Here is a 21,355-nt window from a genome sequence, read left to right as displayed (position 1 = left end):
GAAATGGCATTTTTAAATTCTGCAAGCTTGTTAAACATGGGTGCGGCGGATGCTGCTAAAAAAGCATCCAGCAATACGCCAGTGCAGGAAATACAGGCGAATCAGTCGGATGAGTTCGCGCAGGCTTTACGTAAACAATTGCAGCAGGCCAATAAACCTGCCAGCAACCCTGCGACGCCCGCAGTTGCCAAGAATAACCCACCGGCGAAAGAGACTATGCATGCGCAATCAGCGCAAGAGGCAGCCAAGCTAGCCAAAAACGAATCCAACAAAGAACAGCCTGTCTCTAAAGAACCAGCGAAAACGACTTCTGCAAAAGCAGGTGATCAGAAAGCAACTGACAAGCCGGCTGCTGAAAACACCGCTGTCGAAGATAAAGCCGCGACAACAGAAACTGTTGCCCTGGATGAAACGCCGCTGGATATCAAAAAACGCCTGATTACCAATCTGGAAGCCACTGATCCAGCCGAGGTAGGCCTCACGCCGTGGATGCAAACCATGCTGGCGATGCGCCAGCCTTTAGCTCAGAACACGACTGGTGACCAGGCGGCATTCACCAATGCGGTTGATGAAACAGCGTTGCCATCTGCTGAACTATTACTGGATGCATCAGCGACAGTTACCCCCGAACAAGCAGCTAACCCCCTGACGACCAATGTGGCTGCAGGCGTAAGCCCTGAGGCTAAAACAACTGGCATAGGCCCTGAAAGCCCGGCGGCTGAAAAACCTGCGCATTTCTCTGAAACCCTGGGCATCGCAAAATCGGTTGCAGAGGCCGTGCAGGAAACCATAGCCACTGAAAAAGCCGTTGATAGGGCTGGCAATATTGATATCCAGTCTGAAACTTCTAATACCGTCACGCTGCCTGCGGCACAGGCGTTGCCTAATAGCGCATGGTTGAATGCGGCTGGCGTGTCGCAGACTTCAAATGTCATGATGTCGCAAGTTGCTACCCCGTTTGGCAATGAGCGCTGGCAAACCGCGATAAACCAGCATGTGCTGAACATGGCAGGCAGTGGCGATGATGTGGCCAGCCTGACCTTGTCACCGCCCGATCTGGGGCCTATCCAGGTCGTATTGAAAGTGGATAACCAGTCAGTGAACACCAGTTTTATTACCGACAACCCATTAGTGCGCCAGGCACTGGAAGATGGCTTGCAGGATTTGCGTGACCGTATGCAGTCACAAGGCCTGGAACTGGGTAATACTTTCGTTGGCAATGGCCAGCAGGCAGAACAGCATTTTGAACAACAATCCGCCAAAGGTAACGGCAGGGTGGCAGCATCTTCTGCCGAAGCTGAAACCGCTGCAGCTCCCCAGACCGCGGTAAAAACCAGAGTCGCACGCGGCCTGGTGGATACCTTCGCCTGATCGTATTACACCTGATAAGCGCGCCAGCCGGGTGGCTGGCGTTGCACAAAGTCTGATTAAGCACCGAATTCACCCTTTTATTCAGCAATCTCTCAGCCCTCGCCATGGGCATAATGTCACAAACTCTCACGCTATTTTGAAGTTCACATGAAAGGTTTTGTGCAATGGCTCAAGAACCCGCTAAAGCGGAAGCTGCAGTAGCAGCACCCAAATCCAAGAAAAAATTAATCGTTATTCTTGCCATCGTACTGGCATTGGCTGCCGTTGGTGGCGGTGCTGCTTTCTTTTTGATGCAGAAAAAAGAAGATCCGCACCATGCCAAAGCTAAAGCTGCGCATGAAGGTGAAGAGGCTGAAGCAGAAGCCGGCGAGCATGAAGAAGAGGCCGAGGCTGAAGGCCACGCTGACCCTAAAACCGCTTTAACTTATGTGCAGTTTGAAACATTTACCATCAATCTGTTGCCAGACCCTGATGACAAGTTTTTACAGCTGGACCTGACCGTAGAGGTCAAAGGCGCCGAGCTGGCCGAAAAATTCAAAACACAGATGCCGGTGTTACGTAACCGCATCCTGTTATTGCTGACCAGCAAGAAGGCCACGGATATTTCAACGCCTGAAGGCAAAACGCAATTAAGCGCAGAGTTGCTGGCAGAATTGAAAAAACCGTTAACCGCCAGTGGCAAGCCACTCAAGGTAACGCAGGTACTGTTCACTTCTTTTGTGATCCAGTAAGTTTAAGCCGCCGTTTTAAGACCAGTTTTATAGCGAGTAACCATGTCAGCTGACAAGTTTCTATCACAGGATGAAATTGACGCGCTCCTCAAAGGTGTTGAGGGCGATGACGATAGTGACGCGTCGGATACAGACGAGTCCAGTATCCGCAACTACAACCTGGCGACGCAGGAACGGATCGTGCGTGGCCGGATGGCGACGCTGGAAATCATCAACGAGCGTTTTGCACGACTGCTGCGCGTTGAGTTGTTTAACTTTTTGCGCCGTACTGTCGAAGTATCAGTCGGCCCGGTCAGGATCATTAAGTACACCGACTTTATCCGTAACCTGGTGGTGCCAACCAATTTAAACCTGATCCATATGAGCCCGTTGCGTGGCACTGGCGTGATGGTGCTCGACCCGACACTGGTGTTTCTGGTGGTCGATAATATGTTTGGCGGCGATGGCCGCTTTCATACCCGGGTTGAAGGCCGCGACTTCACACAGACAGAACAACGTATTATCCAGCGCATCCTGACGTTGATGTTTGATTCTTATGCCAAAGCCTGGGCGCCGGTTTACCCGGTGCAATTTGAATATTTGCGTTCGGAAATGAATACGCAATTTGCCAATATTGCAACGCCGAATGAGGTGGTAGTAGCCATCACATTTAATATTGAGCTAGGCCCGAATAGTGGTGAAATGCATTTCTGCGTACCATATTCCATGGTCGAGCCGATTAAAGATCTGCTGACTTCGCCATTGCAGGGTGAAAACCTGGGCGGTGACAAACGTTGGGTCAAAATGATGACGCAACAGATACAGGCGGCAGAAGTTGAGATTGTCGCTAACCTGGCGACGCGCAGGATGACAGTCGCAGATTTACTTGAATTGAAAGCAGGCGATGTGATTCCTATTAGTATCAGTGACACCATTGAAGGACAGATTGATAATATCCCGGTGATGGAATGTCGCTATGGGGTATTTAACGGGCAATACGCCCTCAAAGTTGAAAAATTAATTCGCGCTGACGGTAGTCAAGAGCAATTGCAAGGAGAGTCATAATGGCTATGGATCCCGCCACTGGTAACAGTGCTGATGATGATATGGAAGCGGCGATGGCTGCGATGGGTGTGTCTGATACCGGTGATGTGCAAACCATCGCCGAAGACGACTGGGGTGCTGCATTGGCTGAGCAAACGCAAGCCGAGTCTTCAGCGCTGCAGGAGCAAACCAGCAAAACAGCCGTGTTTAACGAGTTTAGCGCCAACAATAAACTGGAAGGCACGCAGAATGATATTGATTTCATTCTGGATATTCCGGTACAACTGACGGTAGAATTAGGCCGCACCAAAATCTCTATCAAGAACTTGCTGCAATTGGCACAAGGCTCGGTAGTCGAGCTGGATGGCATGGCAGGTGAACCGATGGATGTGCTGGTGAATGGTTGCCTGATCGCCCAGGGTGAAGTAGTGGTGGTGAATGACAAGTTTGGTATCCGCCTGACAGATATCATCACCCCGGCCGAGCGTATCCGTAAATTGAATCGTTAATCCACGCACACATGAAGTATTACAAACTAGCAGCATTTATCACGGTGAGCCTGTGCTGGCCTGCCTTGGCCTTTTCAGCTGAAGCCGTGAAAGCTTTGCCGCCACCTTCTGCCAGTGACAGTCTGGGCCGCATGGTATTCGGCACCGTCATTGTCTTGCTGGTGATTGCTGCCATTGCCTGGATATTAAGGCGTGTGTTACCAGGGCAGGGCTTGTCTCATTCTGGCGTCATCAAACAGGTCGGCGGAGTGCAGCTGGGGCCACGTGAGCGCGTTGTCGTGCTGGAAGTGGCAGGGCGCTGGCTGGTAGTTGGTGTCGGCCAGGGGCAAATGACAGCACTGGGCGAAGTGACGCCATTAGCGACAAATACTGCGACAGAACATCAAAGTCATTCTTCAGCGACTTCGCCTGTTGATCCGCAAGCTTCTTTCGCCGTGCGATTACAGCAAGCCATGCAACACACGGTCAAATCCTTCAAAAACAAGCCTTGAGTCGCTCATTTCCAACCTTTGAAACAGGTTGGTCCAGCGTACACTATCTCCATCTTTTGAATCATGCCCGGTATTGGCGGCATGACTAAACTCCGGGTGTGCTGATAAATGCGTGTAATCTCTGTGTTGAAATTCATTTTATTTCCCTTGCTGGTCGGGTTGATCTGGCTTTGGCCAGCGCATTCCTGGGCGGCAGAGGGCTTATCCATAGGCTCAGTCACCCCAGCGGCAGGCGGTGGCCAGGATTACACCCTCAGCCTGCAAACCCTGATCCTGCTGACTTCGCTGACCTTTATTCCGGCCGCGATTTTAATGATGACGGGTTTCACCCGCATTGTTATCGTGCTGTCTTTATTGCGTCAGGCCTTGGGCACGCAGTCAGCCCCGTCTAACCAGATACTGATCGGGCTGGCCTTGTTTATCACCTTTTTTGTCATGGGCCCGGTATTCGACAAGATTTATGTTGATGCATACCAGCCTTTGTCTGAAAGCAAAATCACCATGCAGGAAGCGCTCGATCGTGGTGCTTTGCCTCTGAAAGGATTTATGCTCAAGCAAACCCGTGAAAGTGACCTCGCCATGTTTGCCAATATGGCGCATACCCAGGCGATCAATACGCCAGATGAAGTGCCGTTACGCATCCTGGTGCCTGCTTTTATGACCAGTGAATTGAAAACCGCTTTCCAGATTGGTTTTGCCATTTATATTCCCTTCCTGATCATTGATATGGTGGTGGCCAGTATCCTGATGGCCATGGGCATGATGATGGTTTCCCCGGCGATTGTGTCCTTGCCTTTCAAGCTGATGCTGTTTGTGCTGGTGGATGGCTGGCAACTGATCCTGGGGTCATTGGCCCAGAGTTTTGTCATGTGATGACGTACTAATGATGCGTTTTGACACTGTCACCGATTAAGATTAAAGGAGCAACCATGAGTCCGGAACAAGTATTAACCATAGGTAGTGAAGCCATGCAGACCACCTTGTTGGTCGCTGCGCCGATTTTAGGCACTGCACTGGCGATAGGCCTGATCGTCAGTATTTTCCAGGCGGCGACTCAGATCAACGAACAAACCCTGTCTTTTATCCCAAAACTGGTGGGCGTGATGGCGATGCTGTTACTTGCTGGTCACTGGATGCTGATGACACTGGTAGATTACATGCACCATGTGTTCAGCATGATCCCGCAACTGGTCAATTAAGCTTTTCGTCCGTTTAATCGCCGCATTTTCTCGCGATCGCATCACACTATGCTGACCATTCACGCTTCTGACCTGCAACAATGGATAGTGCAGCTACTCTGGCCTTTGACCCGTATCCTGGCCTGTGTTTCAGTCGTTCCCTTATTCAGCCATCCTTCTATTCCCAACCGCATGAAGTTGGGCATTGGTTTTGTGATTACGCTGGCGATCCTGCCATCCATACAAGTTCCTGCGATAGATGTCATGTCCTGGCAAGGCCTGCTTTCATTATTGGCGCAAGTGGTCATAGGTATCAGCATGGGCTTTGTCATGCGGCTGATGTTCACGGCGGTGGAACTGGCAGGTTTTATGATGGGCATGAGCATGGGGCTGGGTTTTGCCAGCTTTTATGATCCACAAACCGAAGGGCAGACCATGGCTGTGGCGCAATTTGTGACCATGCTGGCGCTACTGGTGTTTATGAGCCTGGATGGTCATTTGATTGTGGTGGCGGTGATGTTGCAGAGTTTTGAAACCATGCCTATTTTGCTGGATCACTGGCAACTGAATAGCCAGGTGATTGCTGAACTGGGTGGGCATATCTTTTCGCAGGGCTTGTTATTGTCATTACCTGTAGTGGCCAGCCTGTTGATCACCAACATGGCGCTGGGCATACTCACCAAAGCCGCTCCGCAGTTCAATATCTTTGGTATCGGCTTTCCCATCACTATTTCTGTTGGCCTGGTCATGACTTTGTTAAGCCTGCCTTCATTAGTCAACCCGGTGAATCGCTGGCTGATAGATGCGCAGCAACTGATGCTGCAAGTGATACGCTAGCGCTCTTAATTCACACGTTTCTTCGCATTTTCTTCCCTTAGCCCAAACCTATTATCCAATCCGGATTAAGCTGTCTGAATGGCGCTGTTATTGAGGCTGGGAGCCTGTTCGCATGGTGATACCAGTAGTAGTCAATTTGGGTACTAGCAAACAAATATAATGTGTGTCAATATAGTTAACCTGTCAGGCATTAGTCCGTTTCGGCAATCGCTCAGTTAAGAATGGGGCACCTGTCAGTACTACCAGCGATGTGTTTGCAAGATGACTGCTGGTATTTCACTAGGTAGTATTCTTTCGGGGAGATGTGATGAAAGTACTTTCAACGTTAGTCTTGGCTGCAGCTATCAATGCCATTGGCATTGGTTCAGCCTCAGCAGCAGTTGTTTTTTCAGATGATTTTAATTCTTATAGCGGAGCAATCCCGGCCGCTGCTAGTTTTGGTGGTTGGAATGTCATTAGTGGTTCGGTGGATATCATCGGAGCAGGTACTGCTTATGACTGGTTCTCCGGCGCTAAAGGTAAGTATCTTGATTTAGACGGGTCTACTAATAGTGGTGGTCAAATAGCGACAAGTGCTATTTTTGGTCCAGGCAGCTATGTGATCAATTTTGACTTGGCTGGAAGCCAAAGAGGCGATTCTAATGCCGTTGTCGTGAGCTTTGGTGGAAATACCTGGAACTATACCGTAGCTAGTAGTGATGGTTTTCTTGCAAGATCGTTTACATTTACCACGCTGACTTCAACAACCTTAGCCTTTCAAAATGGTGGTGGTGATAACATAGGTGCATTGTTGGATAACGTAAGTGTGACAGCGGTACCAGAACCAAGTACTTATGGCATGATGTTCGGCGGTTTGATCATGGTTGCAGGTTTGGTAGCCAGGAAATCCAGGCAGTCTTGAGTACGTTAAAAAGCACTAAGTAAAAAAGACCCGTCAGGGTCTTTTTTATTGTGATGCATTTGCGAAACCAGCGTATTAAATGAACGCGAATAGGGAAAGCTGTGAGGTCTGCACATAGGATTTTTGTGCGGCTTCCAGAATCGTGCTTCTCTTAGACAAATCTGAGAGTGCTTCGGTGTAGTCCAGATCCTGCAGTTTTGAGATGGAGGATGTGTATTGCAGATCCATGTCACTGCCCGTCACATCCAGGGTGTCGACTTCATTCAATTTACTGCCCAGGTCTGCACGTACGTTCAATACCTGGTCCAGCACGCCCTGTACTTTTGTGATGGTGCTAGCCAGCCCATCACTAAACGTTTTTTGGGTGGTGGCGTCGGTAATAGGTGTTTTTAGCAAGGCGACCATGTCTTTCAGGGTGGCAAACAGATCATTGCCATTGGCCTGGAACAGTTCATTGCCAGTGTAAGTCACCGGCATCTGCCGTTGTACATCCACTTGCAGGGCGCGTTTTGAGCTATCACCCTGATAATCCATGTCACCTGTCACTGTGTTCAACACAAATGGCACGGTGCTGGTCTTGTGACCGGCGTACATATAATTACCTTGTGCATCCTTTGTATTCGCCAGACCGATCAGGCTATCCAGGCGGCCTTGCAGCTCACTGGCGATATTCAAGCGCTGTTGGTCGTTGTAGGCACCGTTACCGGCAGCCACTAAAGATGACTGTGCGTCCAGGATCACGTTGGTAATACTGGTCATATTGGTTTCGTAGGTTTCCAGCGATGTTTTGGCGACATTGCGCGTGGCGGCATAAGTGTCATTCAGGTTCTGGGAGTTCGTCAGTTCGAGAATACGCGCTGCGGCGACCGGATCATCTGCCGGGGTACGCACTTTTTTGCCAGAAGAGATCTGCTCGTTGAGTTTGCTCAGGTCGTTCTGCAAATCCATCAGGCGATTGGTGCCGGTCTGGTAAATTGAATTGGTGCTGATTCTCATGATTCACTATCCTTCAGAATATTACTGGCCAAGCTGCAACAGAACATCAAACAGTTGGCTGGCGATTTGCATCATTTTGCCAGCCGCCTGGTAGGCTTGCTGGTAGCGCAACAAGTTGGCGGCTTCTTCATCAATGTTGACGCCGGATTCAGACTGCATCGCGCTGGTAGCACCTTCAAGCGCAGAAGCATCTGCTTTGCTGGTGACCATCATCTCGTTGGTTTTGGTGCCGACGGCGCTGACCATCAAGGCAAACGCCTGCGCGTAGGAGCGGTTGGCATTACTGCCCAGCAAACGCACACTTGCTGCGTCTTGTAGCTTGGCTAGCCGCAAACCGTTGGTATTGTCACCCGGGCCTTTAAAAGCGACCACGTTGCCATTGGCATCCACGCGTTCGGCCAGTGCCAGTTTTTCAACATCATCAAATGCCAGTGTGATTCTGCCCGCCGCACCCTGGGTAGGGCGGATCATGTACTCGTCACCTTCAGCCGGTGTCGATGTATTCACATTAAACTCAATACCATCGACAGTGACAGGCAGGGTCGCCGAACTGGTCACGGTTTTATCGCTGTTGCGGATAATATTGTATTGACCACCGGTATATTTCAGCGTGTAGTCGCTACTGGTCAGCTGCTGCGATTGTCCCGGCACAAATGTCGCGCTGGCCAGTTTGGATTTATCTACGTTATTAGTGCTGCTGGTGGTCTGCGGTTGCGGGATGTTGAACATGGCAACACCGGCATTACCGTTCAGGTCGTAACCATTTTGCTGCATTTCATTGAACTGTGTCGCCAGCGTGATCGCCAACTGGCCTATCTGGTTTTGTACTGTATCCAGCGTCTCATTCCTGAAAGCCAGAATGCCGCCCAATGCGCCGCCAGCCAGGGTGGCGCTATCAATGATTTTTGGATTGCTTTTATCGCCATAAGCGATCTCAAGCCGGTTTGGCGAGGTATAGCTCGATTGTGCATATAGTGGATAAGTGTCGTCACCGACCACCAAAGGCATGCCATTGCCGATAAATACATCGTAGTTACCATTGCTTTGCTTCACCACTGTCGTTTTGACTTGTTCGCTCAGCTTGGTAAGCAAGAGATCACGCTGATCCATCAGGTCATTAGGCGGATTGCCGGTAGTACTCATCGCCTTGTCAATCACCAGGTTCAATTGCGAGATCTGGGTAGCATAGCTATTGATGGTGTTCACGCTCGCCGAGACCTGCGTATTCAGGCTCTGGCGGATATCATCCAGGCGGCTGTTGACTGCTGAAAAGCGGTTCAGCAGTGAGTTTGCCGAGGAAATGACGGTTTGCCGTGTGGCGACATCTGACGGGTTGGCTGCTGCCGCGCTGATTGCGCTGAAAAACTTGGTCATGACCGGGCTTAGACCGGCATTGGAATCAGACAGCAAGCCGTTGATTTCATTAATACTGTTGTAATAGGCTGTGCTGGCGCTGCTGGTAGAGGTCGTACTCAGTAATTGTTTGGCTAAGGTGTCGTTGTATACACGCGTAATGGCGGTAATGTCCGTGCCCTGGCCGACAAAGCCATAGCCAAAGTTCTGCGCTTGTGAGGCTGATTGCACGATCACCTGCCGGGTATAGCCAGGGGTGGATGCGTTAGCAATGTTGTGCCCAGTGGTTGAAATCCCGATCTGGGCTGCATTTAAAGCACTTTTGCCGATATTTAATATGTTGGACATACGTGAAAGCCCTTATGTGTCTTGGTCCTGCAGAACGGTTGACACCAATGTAAAGTTACAATTAATAAGCCTAACGGCAGTTTTTCAAATTACTTTAATATTAACTTTGCAGGTTCTTGATCACCTGGGTCAGTTTTTTGCCGTATTGCGGGTCAGTGGCGTAGCCGGCACGTTGCAGCGCATGCGCATAAGCACTGGCGTCGTGGGTATTGTTCATGGCTTGTTCATAGCGCGGGTTTTGTGAGATCAGCTTGGCATAATCTTTAAATGCATCGCTGTAACTGTCATAGGCACGGAATTTCTCTACCCGTGTTTCTTTAACGCCATTGACGTATTCGGTGGTGACACTATTCGCTACTTTGCCTTTCCAGCTGGCATCCGCTTTGATGCCGAACAGGTTATGACTATTCACGCCGTTGGTGGTCTTGATTTCATGTTTTCCCCAGCCGCTTTCAAGTGCTGCCTGACCAATCATGAATTTGGCCGGAATGCCTGAACCGCTACTGGCTGCTTGTGCATGTGGCAGCATACGCTGGATAAACTGCTGTGTTTTGCTGGCGACTTCACTCATGGCTGTCGTTAACGGTGCAGCTTGTGGCAAGGTGAAATTCTTCACATTTGCCTGCGCTTCTTCCATTAGTGGTGGCAATTCAGGGATGCCGCGCGCCCAGGCGGTATCATTATCTGTTGTCGTGTTGTCAGGGGTAGTCGCTTCCCATTGCTGGTAAGCTTCGCGGATTTTTTGAGCGGCTTGCATGAGCACCGCTTTGCCTGAAGATGGGTTGCTTGATGACAGGCCGTTCACCAGGTTGTTTTTTGTGTCTTGCAATGATGTTTTTGCCTTGTCAGCCTCTTCAGCGGGTTTAGGGCTGAATTTGCTCAATTGCCTGACCAATACTTCGGTCAGGCCCATGCCCTTCTGGCTGAGTTGCGTAGTGAGCTGCTGATCGAGCATGCCCATGAACATTTTGCTTTGTTCATTATCAGTGATGCCATCTTGCGGCACGGTGTCGCGCATGCTTTTCAGCATCATGTTCATCAGCACGCCTTCAAACTGGCGGGCGACGGCACGGATGGCTTCCGGGGAATCGCTTTTGGCGTTCTTCAGGCCGTTGAGTGCGCTGCCATCAATGGCCAGGCTGTTGGGATCGACACGTGGTTGCATGGCGATCTCGCTTAGATGACCTCTAGCTCGGCGTTCAGCGCACCTGCTGCTTTCATCGCCTGCAGAATCGCCAGCAAATCTTGTGGCGTGGTGCCAATCGAGTTCAACGCTTTCACCACATCTGCCAGGTTGGCACCATTGTTCAACTTGAGTACTTTGCCAGGTTCCTTATTGATATTGATCTCAGAAATCGCAGTGGATACGGTCTGGCCATTCGAGAATGGGCCAGGCTGGCTGATTACTGGTGAAGTATTGACCACCACAGACAGGTTGCCATGAGAAACTGCGCAGCTATCCAGTGTCACTGCCTTGTTCATGACGACTGAACCGGTACGTGCATTCATGATGATCTTGGCAGGTGTTGCCGCCAGTGCCACGTTAATGGTTTCCAGGTTAGCCAGGAAAGAGACGCGGCTCATGGTTTCCGGTGGACGCACCTGGATCACGCGGCCGCTTTCAGCCTGTGCAGTCATAGCGCCAAATTTCTTGTTGATGGCTTCCACCACATTATTGGCAGTGGAAAAGTCACTTTCTTTCAATTCGAGTTTAACCAGGTCCTGGTTGAGCAGGGTGTTGGGCAGGGCGCGTTCAACGGTCGCACCATCTGAAATACGGCCTACGCTCAGGTGATTGATCTGTGTAGAACTGCCATTGGCTGCAGCACCTACGCCGCCAACCACAAGGTTGCCCTGGCCCATGGCATAAATTTGTCCATCCGCACCTTTTAGTGGTGTCATCAGTAAAGTACCGCCGCGCAAACTCTTGGCGTTACCCATGGATGATACCGTCACATCCAGGGTTTGGCCTGGTTGTGCGAAAGCGGGCAGGGAGCTGGTCACCATGACGGCAGCCACGTTTTTCAATTGCAGGTTGGTACCAGGCGGCAAAGTGATGCCCATCTGGTTCATCATGCTGATGATACTTTGTACGGTAAACGGTGTTTGCGTGGTCATGTCACCAGTGCCATCCAGGCCTACCACTAAACCATAACCGATCAACTGGTTGGCGCGTACGCCCTGGATATTGCTGATATCTTTGATACGCTCTGCGTGCGCTAATGGCGCGGATAGCACCAAACCTGATACCAGTATCAGGTTAAGTAGCTGCGTGGCAGTGCGGGTGAATGTGTTAAACAGGCGTGGCATGTTCAACTCTCCTATAACGGGATCATGCTAAGAAAAAAGCGGGCGAAGATGGAGAAGGCCTCGGCAGCATCCATTTTGCTGGCGGATCTATACTCGACACGTGTATCGGCCACTTTGGTAGAAAGCACTTCGTTGCCCAGGGTGATGGTATCCGGGTTAACCACACCGGAGAACCTGACATACTCGGTGGCTTTATCAAAGCCGATCTGTTTTTCGCCACTGATGACCAGGTAACCGTTAGGTAATACGTCGACCACGGTCGCGGTGACAGAACCACTGAAGTTATTGCTGGCATCGGCACTGGCTTTGTCTTTGAATGACAGGCCGGAGCTGGCGTTAAAGGCTGATTTGGGTACGTTATGACCAAACAGGCCGGTGATGGAAGCGCCAACTGAACCATCCTTGCTCTGGCCATTGTCAGAAGCCTTGTTGGCCGTGGTGTTTTCGGTGATGCGCACCGTCAGGATATCACCGACATAACGTGGTCTGCGGTCTTCAAACAAAGGGCGATAACCAGCAGTATTGAAAATGGCGCCTTCGGTGCGTGCGTCAGGGCGTCCCAGGGTGGTGCGTGGTGTTTCCGGTTTTTGTACGATGGTAGAAGGCGTGACTGCGCAGCCGCCCAGCAACTGTGAGAGCGCTAAACAAAACAATAAGCTGGTAACCAATCTATTCATAATAATGATAGCCTTCAAACAAAGATTACATCTGTGACAGTTTTTGCAGCATCTGGTCCGAGGTTGTAATGGCCTTGCTGTTGATCTCATAGGCACGCTGGGTTTGAATCATGCTCACCAGTTCTTCGACAACGTTTACGTTGGATGTTTCCAGATAGTTCTGTTGCAATAAGCCTGCGCCGTTGGAGCCTGGCGTATTGGTATTCGGGTTGCCAGAAGCCGTAGTCTCTACATACAGGTTTTCACCTTTTGATTGCAGACCGGTCGGGTTAATGAAAGTCGCCAGCTGGATTTGGCCGATCTGTGTCGATGCCGTTGAATCCGCGGTTGTGATCGATACCACGCCGTCACGGCCTATCGACAGTGTTTGCGCGTTGGCAGGAATAGTGATCGAAGGTTGCACAGGGAAACCGCTGGAAGTCACCAGCTGACCCTGGCTATCCATCTGGAAAGAGCCGTCGCGCGTATACGCAGTACTGCCATCCGGCATCAGGATCTGGAAGAAGCCATTGCCCTGGATCGCGACATCCTTACTGTTATCTGTTTGTTGCAGGTTACCCTGGGTAAAAATACGTTCTGTCGCCACTGGTTTAACGCCGGTACCCAGTTGCAAACCGCTAGGTAACTGGGTTTGCTGTGAGGATTGCGCGCCAGGCTGGCGGATGTTCTGGTAGAGCAGGTCTTCAAAGACAGCGCGTGATTTTTTGAAGCCGCTGGTACTGACGTTGGCCAGGTTATGTGAAATCACATCCATCTGCGTTTGTTGCGCATCCAGACCGGTTTTTGAAATCCATAATGAACGTATCATGCTTTACTCCTTCGGGTATTCCCCTTTTTCATACTTAAATAGTAATACAGACCTTAGCCATTCAAACTGAAGAGTTGATCGGCTTTTCCGGCGTTGTTTTGAGCGTTTTCCAGCATCTTCATTTGCATTTCAAAACCACGTGCCAGGCTGATCATATTGACCATGGTTTCCACCACGTTGACATTGCTGCTCTCCAATGCGCCACCGGCGACGGTGACATTGGCGTCAGCCGGCGCTGCCTGGCCATTTGCCGTGACAAATACACCATCGTCAGCACGCTTCATGCTGGCTGGCGGCGGGTTGGTCAGTTTGATCCTGGCGATGATGGTGCTTGGGCTAGGCGTGGTTAAATTGCTGACGGTTGAAATGGTGCCGTCTTTGCCTATCGCAATGGCCGAGTCAGGCGGAATGCTGATGGGGCCACCGTCGCCCATGACATTGAGTCCGGTAGAGGTTTGCAGCTGGCCGTTCTCATTGATCTTCAATGCACCGTTGCGGGTGTAACCTTCGGAACCATCGGCACGCTGCACCGCGATCCAGCCTTCGCCGGTGATGGCGACATCCAGATCACGTCCGGTCTGCTGGATAGCACCCGATTTGTAGTCGGTGCCTACCGTGGCATCCACGACAAAAGCGCGTGTAGGCAGGCCGTCGCCGAGTACCGGCACCGCTCTGAAACTGTCTACCTGTGCCTTAAAGCCGGTGGTGGTCGCGTTTGCCAGGTTATGGGCAGTCGTGGCCTGTTGTTCCAGAATATGTTTGGCCCCTGTCATTGCAGTGTAAATCAGGCGATCCATACCAGCTCCTCAGTCATTCAATATTAAGATTCAGGGTTAAGCCAGCTAGCTCAAGTTAGTGCGCTAGCTAGCTCAAGTTAAAGCGTTATCTCAGGTTGACCAGGGTCTGTAAGACCTGATCCTGGGTCTTGATCGTTTGCGCATTGGCCTGGTAAATACGTTGGGCGGTGATCATGTTCACCAGCTCGCCAGTCAGGTCGACGTTAGAGTCTTCCAGGGCAGACGATTGCAAGACACCCATGGTGCTGCTGCCCGGTGAGCCTATCAATTCAGCGCCGGATTCGTTAGTCGCTTGCCATTGGTTACCACCCAAAGATTTCAATCCATTGGGGTTGGCAAAGTTAGCCAGCACAACACGACCCAGTTGCTTGGTTTCATTGTTGGTATAACGGCCGAGGATCACACCGTCATCGCCCACGCTAAAGCTGGCGATACGGCCAGAAGTGTAGCCATCCTGACTTTGCTTGTTCACGCTGAAAGTCGCACCGTATTGCGAGCTGTTGGAATAATCCATGGCTACAGTGACCGGGCCTGAACCTGTGGTTGGTGTGAAAGTGATGTTGCCCACAGTGGAGGTCGCAGTGTCATACACACCGGTACCGGAGAAGTTCATGACCGGAACAGGGTTAGGGGTGATATTGGTGCCATCAGCAGTGGTGTATAAACGCCAGCTATTGGCTGCAGTTTTCACGAAATAACTTTGGATGTTATGTGCATTGCCAAGGTCATCATAGACTTTAATGGCTGTCGCGTTGGTATAGCTTTGCGGGTCTTGCGGATCAAAAGGGCGCACTGTTTGATCGATGATCGGGCTTTCGGAGTTCAGGTTGAATTGGCCGGTGATTTCGGTGGTCGTCACTGGTTTCAAGTCGCTGGTATCGATTTGCAGTTCGACCGGGGATGAACCATTCATGCTATCTGCAGGGTTACCCATCAGGCGGTTGCCATCACTGGTCTGGATAAAGCCGTTTTTATCGAGCTGGAACTGGCCGTTACGGGTATAAGACACCGCACCGTTGTTGCTCAAACGGAAGAAACCGCCGCCGTTGATCGCAATATCCAATGTATTGTTGGTCGCAGTGATGTTGCCTTGCGTAAATTGCTGCGCCACATTGGCCAGCTTGGTACCAATACCGATTTGTGCCGCACCACTGCCGATCAGCGAAGCGGCGAACATATCGGAAAACTCGGCGCGTGACTGTTTAAAACCGACGGTGTTGGCGTTGGATACGTTGTTACCAATGACTTCCAATTGTTTGGAAGCTGCGTTCAAACCACTTAGACCTTGTTGAAAACTCATGATGTGATCTCCTGGAGAAAGACTGTATGCTGCAAATAAAAATTAAAATATCGATTAGAAGATTTCGACGACGTCAGAAACTGCGACTGCCGAGTTGTTACTCAGATTCAGTTTGATACCGCTGCTGCTGTTAGACACACTTTGTACCTGCGCCAGGCTGAGTGCGGTGGCGGTGGTGGTGGCATCGCCGATCTTGGCGGTGATCTCATAGGTGTAGTCGCCACTTGGTGCAACAGTGCCATCGGTGGCCTTGCCATCCCAGCTCAGGGCATTCACGCCTACATCCTGTTTGCCGAAGCTCAGTGTGCGCACGACCTGGCCTGCGCCATCTTTGATGTTCACCGAGACCGTGTCTGCACCATTAGGCACATTCACACCAAAATAGCCGCCTTTGTCGGTATGGCTCAGGCTATTGCCTGACACCAATACGCTATGGCCTATCATGCTGGTCGCCTGGTAAGACTGGCCCAGCTGTACGCTGCTGATCAGGCTGCCCATGGTTTCATTCAATTTGTTAATACCGGTCACCGTGTTCAGTTGCGCCATCTGGCTGGTCACCTGCGCGTTATCCATAGGGTTCAGCGGGTCCTGGTTTTTCATCTGCGTGACCAGTAGTGTCATGAAGCGGTCTTGTGCTTCATCGACATTGCTGCCTTTAGAATTACTTTTTTTGTTGACCGCATCAAGAATGTCCTGCGATACCTGATTGTTTGTATTGACGGTTGTCATGTTGAAAAATCCTTATATAAGGTTATTGACCGATATTGAGTGTTTTGAGCAGCATGGACTTGGCAGCATTCATGGTTTCCACGTTGTTCTGGTAAGCGCGGGATGCGGAAATCATGTTCACCATTTCTTCCGTGACATTCACGTTAGGCATGGTCAGGTAACCATCGCTGTTAGCCATCGGATTCTTGGGGTCGTAGACCATCTTGCCAGGCTTGGTATCTTCAATCACACGGTCTACCTGTACCGTGCTGGTGTTGCTGGCTGCGTCCTGCACCGCTTTAAACACCACTTGTTTGGCCTGGTAAGGTTTGCCGTCCGAGCTGACTACGCTATCCGCGTTGGCCAGGTTGCTGGCTACGGTATTGAGTCGCAGCGATTGCGCACTCATGGCCGAGCCGGAAATCTTGAATACATTGAATAAAGACATATGCTTGCTCCTTTAACTTACTGGCCGGTGATCGCTGACAGCATTTTCTTGATCTGGCCAGACATCATGGTGAGGCTGGCCTCATAACGGATGCCATTATCTACATAGGCATTACGCTCGACGTCCATATCTACCGTGTTCCCATCGACTGACCCTTGCAGTACAGAGCGGAACAGCACATCGCTAGAACCCAGGTTGCCGTTGCCGCCAGCGGCATTCATATGCCCGCTGTTGGTTTGCTGTAACAGGCCTGCAGGTTGCTGCGCAGACTTTCCGCCTGCGCTTTGCTGCAATGCCGACTGCATGGTCGCTTTAAAATCGATGTCGCGTGCCTTGTATTGCGGTGTATCGGCATTGGCAATATTAGAAGCAAGCAATTCCTGACGCTGATTGCGCACGCGCAGCGCCGTCTGGTGAAAACTCAGCGCGGCATCCAGTTTGTTGATCATCGTCTTTCCTTTCCCGGGTGTTCCCGAAAAAACTCTTAAAGTTTTGCCATCTGCCGTCGTTAACCCAGTTAAGCGGGCCTGCTTTCACGCACACATGACTTTTACTAGCTGTGCTTAGTGTACGCGGCGATGACAATAACGATTCTTGAATTAAGAGGGGTAAATAGCCTTTATTTCATGAATGACTTCTGCCTGCCATGCGTAGAATAAGACTCCATGAAACCTCGTCTGCCTACCATTTTTGCTGCAGTGATCCCATGCCTGATCTGGCTTTTTGCCTGTCATGTGCAGGCGGCTGATCGTGTGCCTAACAATGCAGTTGCGGCTAACCAGCGTGTAGTAGCGCCTGCTGCAAGTGATATGCAATCGCGTGTCTACCAGGCGGTGATGCAGTATGTACAGAGTCAGACGCAGGGCTATCCAGGCAAAGTGAATATTGAAATCCAGCCGTTAGATAACCGTATCCGCATTGCTGAGTGTGATTTGATGGAAGGGTTTACCGTACAAGGCGCGCGCTTATGGGGCAAAACCCATATTGGTGTGCGCTGTTTGCAATCAGCCACCAAGCCATGGACCTTATACGTACAAGCTGATGTGCAGGTTTGGGGCGAATTTGCAGTGACCGCGTTACCTGTCAGCCAGGGCTCACCTGTGCAGACATCAGATATCGTGATGCAGACCGGTGATTTAACCAAACTGCCCGCAGGCATCATCACTGACCTAGCTATGCTGGAAGGTAAAAAAGCTTCGTTGAATATGCCATTGGGCACTGTATTAAGACCTGAGCTGCTCAAAGCGATGCCAGTAATTATGCAGGGCCAGATGGTGCAGTTAAACAGCCGTGGTGAGGGATTCGTCATCTCGGCAGATGGTACCGCCATGCAAACTGCGAATGTCGGACAGGTGGTCGATGTGAAAGTCAGCAGTGGCCAGGTGATTAAAGGCGTGGCGCAAGCTTCCGGTAAAGTGGATGTGCGTTTTTAGCCAGCAACAGTATTCAGGGTTTTTAGAGTCGAAAAATGCTTATTGATCATAAACTTGAGATAAAAAGTATATTAAGCCCTAAAGTTCGCTTAAACTATGTCGTTAGTACTGTTAACAATTGAGGGTTTAAAGACCCTTACAACCAGATAGACAGAGACAGAGGCACGGCATGAATATTTCAGACTCCATTAAGAAACTTGGTACCGTTGATAAACCGGTATTAGATAAAAGCAGCAACAGCAAAAGCAGCGAAAAAGCATCTGCTACTTCGTCCAACGCATCGTCAGATAATGTGACCTTGTCAGCGGCTTCGGTGCAGTTGCAATCACTGGAAGCCGGTCTGGCTAACGGTGAAGTCTTTGACACCAATAAAGTGGAAGAGATTAAAGCAGCGATTGCGCGTGGTGATTTCTCGGTAGACACTGCCAAAGTGGCGGATGGTTTACTGCAAACCGTTAAAGATTTGATACAACCGAATAAAGGATGACGTTATGAGTAATGCAAATCGCACTTCAGTTCCGGCCATTAGTTTTGAAGCCGATGCCACCCTTGTGGCCGAGTTGATTCAGGATTTGCATAACGAGCAAACGGCATTGGTTTCTGCTGACCTTGATACCATTGAACAGATGGTAGACAAACGGGTGGAACTGTTGCAATCCTTGGGCGAAGCTGCCAACCAACGCTATGCAGCGCTGGCGGCGGCAGGCTTTGAGGCAAATGAAAACGGGATGTCCAAATGGCTGGAATTACGTTCCAGCCCAGTGATGGATGATGCCTGGATCAATTTCCAGAAACAGTTGGCGCAAGCAAAAGAGCTTAATCGCCTGAATGGTGTACTGATCAATAAGCACTTCCAGCGCAACCAGGAAAAACTGGATGTGTTGCAAGGCAATACGACGAATAGCACACAACTGTATGGCAAAAATGGCCAGTCACGTGGTGGCAACAGCGCACGCGCCAGCTTCTCTGTGTAAGTGTTTCCCGTTTAATCAAAAAAGCCGAATCAAATCGATTCGGCTTTTTTAATACAGATTGCGTGGTTTAGATCCGCTAAGCAATTGATTCCGTGCGGATTTCGCGCGTATCGTGCTGGGTTACTGCTGTTTTTCCAGCGCTTCCCAGCGTTCCAGTTTCTGCAATATCAATGCTTCAATCTCACTGAGTCTATCCTGCAACACTTTTGCCTGGTCTGGCGCCTGTTTATAAATATCGCCTTGCGCAAATTGTGCTTGAATCGCGGCTTGTTCCTGTTCTAGTACTTCAATCTCTCCCGGCAAGGTCTCCAGTTCACGTTGCTCCTTGAAACTCAAGGTTTTCCGCGTGGTTGCCGTAGGGGGCGGTGATGTGGGCGCGGCCGGTGCTTTAGGCGTAGGAGCTGTTTTGCTACTCCTATCCTGGCTGAATCTTAACCAGTCATCGTATCCACCACCGAATTCGGTTAACTTGCCTTGTCCTTCAAAAGCAATCACTTGTGTAACGGTGTTTTCCAGGAAAGCACGGTCATGGCTGACGAGGAACAGGGTGCCTGTGTAATCCTGTAACAGATTCTCCAGCAACTCCAGGGTATCAATATCCAGGTCATTGGTCGGCTCATCCAGCACAAGTACGTTGGCAGGGCGGGCAAACAGGCGTGCCAATAGTAAACGGTTGCGTTCGCCACCGGAAAGGGATTTTACTGGTGAACGTGAGCGTTGTGGTGGAAACAGGAAGTCTTCCAGGTAGCTGATGACATGTTTACGCTCATTACCGATTTCCACAAAGTCTGAACCCGGGCTGATGGTGTCAGCCAATGTGGCTTCTTCATCCAGCTGCTCCCGCATCTGGTCAAAATAGGCCACATTCACTTTTGTGCCGCGCTGGATGTCGCCACTATCTGCTTCAATGTCGCCCAGAATAAGTTTCAATAGCGTCGATTTACCGATACCGTTCGGGCCGAGTAAACCAATTTTATCGCCACGTAAAATACGGGTGCTGAAGCCTTTGATCAATGCTTTATCGCCATAGGATTTATAAACACGATCAAGCTCTGCTACCAGCTTTCCACTACGTTCGCCCGCGTCCAGGTTGAGTTTGACATCGCCCTGACGCTCACGTCTGGCTGCGCGGTCCAGGCGTAGCGCTTCCAGTCTCCGCACGCGGCCTTCATTACGTGTACGACGCGCCTTGATCCCCTGGCGGATCCAGACTTCTTCCTGTGCCAGAAACTTATCAAATTTAGCCGCATGGGTTTCTTCAACCGCGAGCAGCTCTTCTTTTTTAATCTGATATTGCGAAAAGTTGCCGACAAAGTCGGTCAGATTGCCACGGTCCAGTTCGGTGATGCGTGTGGCGAGCTTGTCCAGGAAACGGCGGTCATGGGTAATGAACAACACACTGCCATTAAACCCCAATAACAAATCTTCCAGCCACTCGATGGCTTCCAGGTCCAGGTGGTTGGTCGGTTCATCCAGTAATAGCACTTCTGGCTCTGCTACCAGGGCACGCCCGAGTGCAACGCGTTTACGCCAGCCACCAGACAGTGTGGAGACCAATACATCGGCATCCAGTTTCAGGCGGCTGAGCACGGTCTCGACACGTGATTGCGCTACCCAGCCATTTTGCGCATCCATTTCATGCTGCAATGCTTGCATGTGTTCCATCAGCGCTTCAATGTTTGCGTCGGGCATACCCATGTCATGGGTGACCTGGTGGTAGTCTATGATGGTTTGCTGCAAGCTGCCCAGGCCTTCTGCGACCGCTTCAAATACGGTGTGCTTATCGTCCAGTTCGGGTTCTTGCGGCACATAGACGACGCGTACGCTAGGAGCCCGCCATACGGTTCCCTCATCCAGTTTGATAGTGCCCGCAATCGCTTTAAGTAAACTTGATTTACCTGCACCATTGCGGCCAATCAAACCGACGCGTTCGCCGGGGTCTAATTGAAATGAAGCTTGGGCAAGCAAGGCATGATGACCGAATGCTAAGCTAGCATTATCAAGCGTAATATGAGGCATAAAGGGCGTTGGTGCAGAGGTTGTTGAGTGGGTCCGACATTGTAAACGACATCAAACCATAGACTACGCTTAATGCGTAAATAAAAAAGTATATGGGGGCATAGCGCGCTCGATATGCTTTTTAGGCAAGCAATCGCGGCTTA

General features: G+C 50.6%; 24 protein-coding genes. 12 read left to right on the top strand and 12 right to left on the bottom strand.

Translation table 11 applies throughout. The annotated features are described in order from the left end of the window. The first annotated feature begins 3 nt into the window (after positions 1–3). The 9 genes from ACSSVF_RS12710 to ACSSVF_RS12670 all read left to right on the top strand — a co-directional run bounded on the left by ACSSVF_RS12710 (position 4) and on the right by ACSSVF_RS12670 (position 7,041). Positions 4–1,371, top strand: coding sequence for a flagellar hook-length control protein FliK (locus ACSSVF_RS12710; protein WP_492403891.1), 1,368 nt, complete (start codon positions 4–6; stop codon positions 1,369–1,371). A gap of 164 nt (positions 1,372–1,535) precedes the next feature. Continuing rightward, positions 1,536–2,102 (top strand): flagellar basal body-associated FliL family protein, encoded by a 567-nt coding sequence (locus tag ACSSVF_RS12705; RefSeq protein ID WP_442586168.1) that lies wholly within the window; start codon positions 1,536–1,538, stop codon positions 2,100–2,102. Between the two features lie 42 nt (positions 2,103–2,144). Further along, positions 2,145–3,146 carry a flagellar motor switch protein FliM gene (gene fliM / locus ACSSVF_RS12700; RefSeq protein ID WP_442586169.1) on the top strand — a complete coding sequence of 334 codons (1,002 nt, stop codon included), beginning with the start codon at positions 2,145–2,147 and terminating at the stop codon, positions 3,144–3,146. Next, entirely contained in the window at positions 3,146–3,634 is a 489-nt protein-coding gene (gene fliN, locus ACSSVF_RS12695) for a flagellar motor switch protein FliN (protein ID WP_442586170.1), read from the top strand. Before fliM ends, fliN begins: the two co-directional genes overlap by 1 nt. A gap of 11 nt (positions 3,635–3,645) precedes the next feature. Next, complete coding sequence (gene fliO / locus ACSSVF_RS12690; RefSeq protein WP_492403889.1) at positions 3,646–4,125, top strand: flagellar biosynthetic protein FliO; 480 nt, start codon at positions 3,646–3,648, stop codon at positions 4,123–4,125. 108 nt (positions 4,126–4,233) lie between these two features. After that, positions 4,234–4,998: a flagellar type III secretion system pore protein FliP gene (gene fliP / locus ACSSVF_RS12685; protein WP_442586172.1), complete on the top strand. Its 765-nt coding sequence runs from the start codon at positions 4,234–4,236 to the stop codon at positions 4,996–4,998. Positions 4,999–5,054: 56 nt separating this feature from the next. Continuing rightward, entirely contained in the window at positions 5,055–5,324 is a 270-nt protein-coding gene (gene fliQ / locus ACSSVF_RS12680; RefSeq protein WP_442586173.1) for a flagellar biosynthesis protein FliQ, read from the top strand. A 48-nt stretch (positions 5,325–5,372) separates the two neighbouring features. Further along, a complete protein-coding gene (gene fliR / locus ACSSVF_RS12675; RefSeq protein ID WP_442586174.1) occupies positions 5,373–6,140 on the top strand; it encodes a flagellar biosynthetic protein FliR in 768 nt (255 codons plus the stop codon). Between the two features lie 307 nt (positions 6,141–6,447). After that, positions 6,448–7,041 carry a PEP-CTERM sorting domain-containing protein gene (locus ACSSVF_RS12670; RefSeq protein ID WP_492403886.1) on the top strand — a complete coding sequence of 198 codons (594 nt, stop codon included), beginning with the start codon at positions 6,448–6,450 and terminating at the stop codon, positions 7,039–7,041. A gap of 75 nt (positions 7,042–7,116) precedes the next feature. On the opposite strand, the gene flgL is transcribed toward ACSSVF_RS12670, so the two are convergent. The 11 genes from flgL to flgB form a co-directional block, all read right to left on the bottom strand. After that, positions 7,117–8,037 (bottom strand): flagellar hook-associated protein FlgL, encoded by a 921-nt coding sequence (flgL, locus tag ACSSVF_RS12665; protein ID WP_442586176.1) that lies wholly within the window; start codon positions 8,035–8,037, stop codon positions 7,117–7,119. A gap of 21 nt (positions 8,038–8,058) precedes the next feature. After that, positions 8,059–9,738: a flagellar hook-associated protein FlgK gene (gene flgK / locus ACSSVF_RS12660; protein ID WP_442586177.1), complete on the bottom strand. Its 1,680-nt coding sequence runs from the start codon at positions 9,736–9,738 to the stop codon at positions 8,059–8,061. Between the two features lie 100 nt (positions 9,739–9,838). Further along, a complete protein-coding gene (flgJ, locus tag ACSSVF_RS12655) occupies positions 9,839–10,903 on the bottom strand; it encodes a flagellar assembly peptidoglycan hydrolase FlgJ (protein ID WP_442586178.1) in 1,065 nt (354 codons plus the stop codon). Between the two features lie 11 nt (positions 10,904–10,914). Further along, positions 10,915–12,048, bottom strand: a complete 1,134-nt coding sequence (locus ACSSVF_RS12650; RefSeq protein WP_442586179.1) for a flagellar basal body P-ring protein FlgI — start codon at positions 12,046–12,048, stop codon at positions 10,915–10,917. Between the two features lie 11 nt (positions 12,049–12,059). Next, on the bottom strand, positions 12,060–12,725 hold the full coding sequence (locus tag ACSSVF_RS12645) for a flagellar basal body L-ring protein FlgH (RefSeq protein WP_442586180.1): 666 nt from the start codon (positions 12,723–12,725) through the stop codon (positions 12,060–12,062). 25 nt (positions 12,726–12,750) lie between these two features. Then, positions 12,751–13,533 carry a flagellar basal-body rod protein FlgG gene (gene flgG, locus ACSSVF_RS12640; RefSeq protein WP_379055212.1) on the bottom strand — a complete coding sequence of 261 codons (783 nt, stop codon included), beginning with the start codon at positions 13,531–13,533 and terminating at the stop codon, positions 12,751–12,753. A gap of 53 nt (positions 13,534–13,586) precedes the next feature. Continuing rightward, complete coding sequence (gene flgF / locus ACSSVF_RS12635) at positions 13,587–14,330, bottom strand: flagellar basal-body rod protein FlgF (protein ID WP_442586181.1); 744 nt, start codon at positions 14,328–14,330, stop codon at positions 13,587–13,589. Between the two features lie 85 nt (positions 14,331–14,415). Continuing rightward, entirely contained in the window at positions 14,416–15,630 is a 1,215-nt protein-coding gene (flgE, locus tag ACSSVF_RS12630) for a flagellar hook protein FlgE (RefSeq protein WP_442586182.1), read from the bottom strand. A 54-nt stretch (positions 15,631–15,684) separates the two neighbouring features. Then, positions 15,685–16,359: a flagellar hook assembly protein FlgD gene (locus ACSSVF_RS12625; RefSeq protein ID WP_442586183.1), complete on the bottom strand. Its 675-nt coding sequence runs from the start codon at positions 16,357–16,359 to the stop codon at positions 15,685–15,687. 22 nt (positions 16,360–16,381) lie between these two features. Further along, complete coding sequence (gene flgC, locus ACSSVF_RS12620; RefSeq protein ID WP_442586184.1) at positions 16,382–16,786, bottom strand: flagellar basal body rod protein FlgC; 405 nt, start codon at positions 16,784–16,786, stop codon at positions 16,382–16,384. A gap of 17 nt (positions 16,787–16,803) precedes the next feature. Further along, entirely contained in the window at positions 16,804–17,235 is a 432-nt protein-coding gene (gene flgB, locus ACSSVF_RS12615; protein ID WP_442586185.1) for a flagellar basal body rod protein FlgB, read from the bottom strand. Between the two features lie 216 nt (positions 17,236–17,451). On the opposite strand from flgB, the gene flgA reads away from it, so the two are divergent. The 3 genes from flgA to ACSSVF_RS12600 all read left to right on the top strand — a co-directional run bounded on the left by flgA (position 17,452) and on the right by ACSSVF_RS12600 (position 19,193). Next, on the top strand, positions 17,452–18,219 hold the full coding sequence (gene flgA, locus ACSSVF_RS12610; RefSeq protein ID WP_442586186.1) for a flagellar basal body P-ring formation chaperone FlgA: 768 nt from the start codon (positions 17,452–17,454) through the stop codon (positions 18,217–18,219). 169 nt (positions 18,220–18,388) lie between these two features. Then, the gene (gene flgM, locus ACSSVF_RS12605; protein ID WP_442586187.1) at positions 18,389–18,706 is read left to right on the top strand and encodes a flagellar biosynthesis anti-sigma factor FlgM; all 318 of its coding nucleotides are present in this window, start codon (positions 18,389–18,391) and stop codon (positions 18,704–18,706) included. A gap of 4 nt (positions 18,707–18,710) precedes the next feature. Continuing rightward, positions 18,711–19,193, top strand: coding sequence for a flagella synthesis protein FlgN (locus ACSSVF_RS12600; protein WP_442586188.1), 483 nt, complete (start codon positions 18,711–18,713; stop codon positions 19,191–19,193). 120 nt (positions 19,194–19,313) lie between these two features. Here ACSSVF_RS12600 and ACSSVF_RS12595 read toward each other — a convergent pair whose 3' ends face one another. Continuing rightward, positions 19,314–21,212 (bottom strand): ATP-binding cassette domain-containing protein, encoded by a 1,899-nt coding sequence (locus tag ACSSVF_RS12595; protein WP_492403880.1) that lies wholly within the window; start codon positions 21,210–21,212, stop codon positions 19,314–19,316. Between the last annotated feature and the right edge of the window lie 143 nt (positions 21,213–21,355).

The organism is Methylophilus sp. E2MeOHC9 (assembly GCF_058744375.1).
The sequence above is the reverse complement of the archived record's forward strand: the minus strand, read 5'-3'. Positions and strand labels throughout refer to the sequence as shown.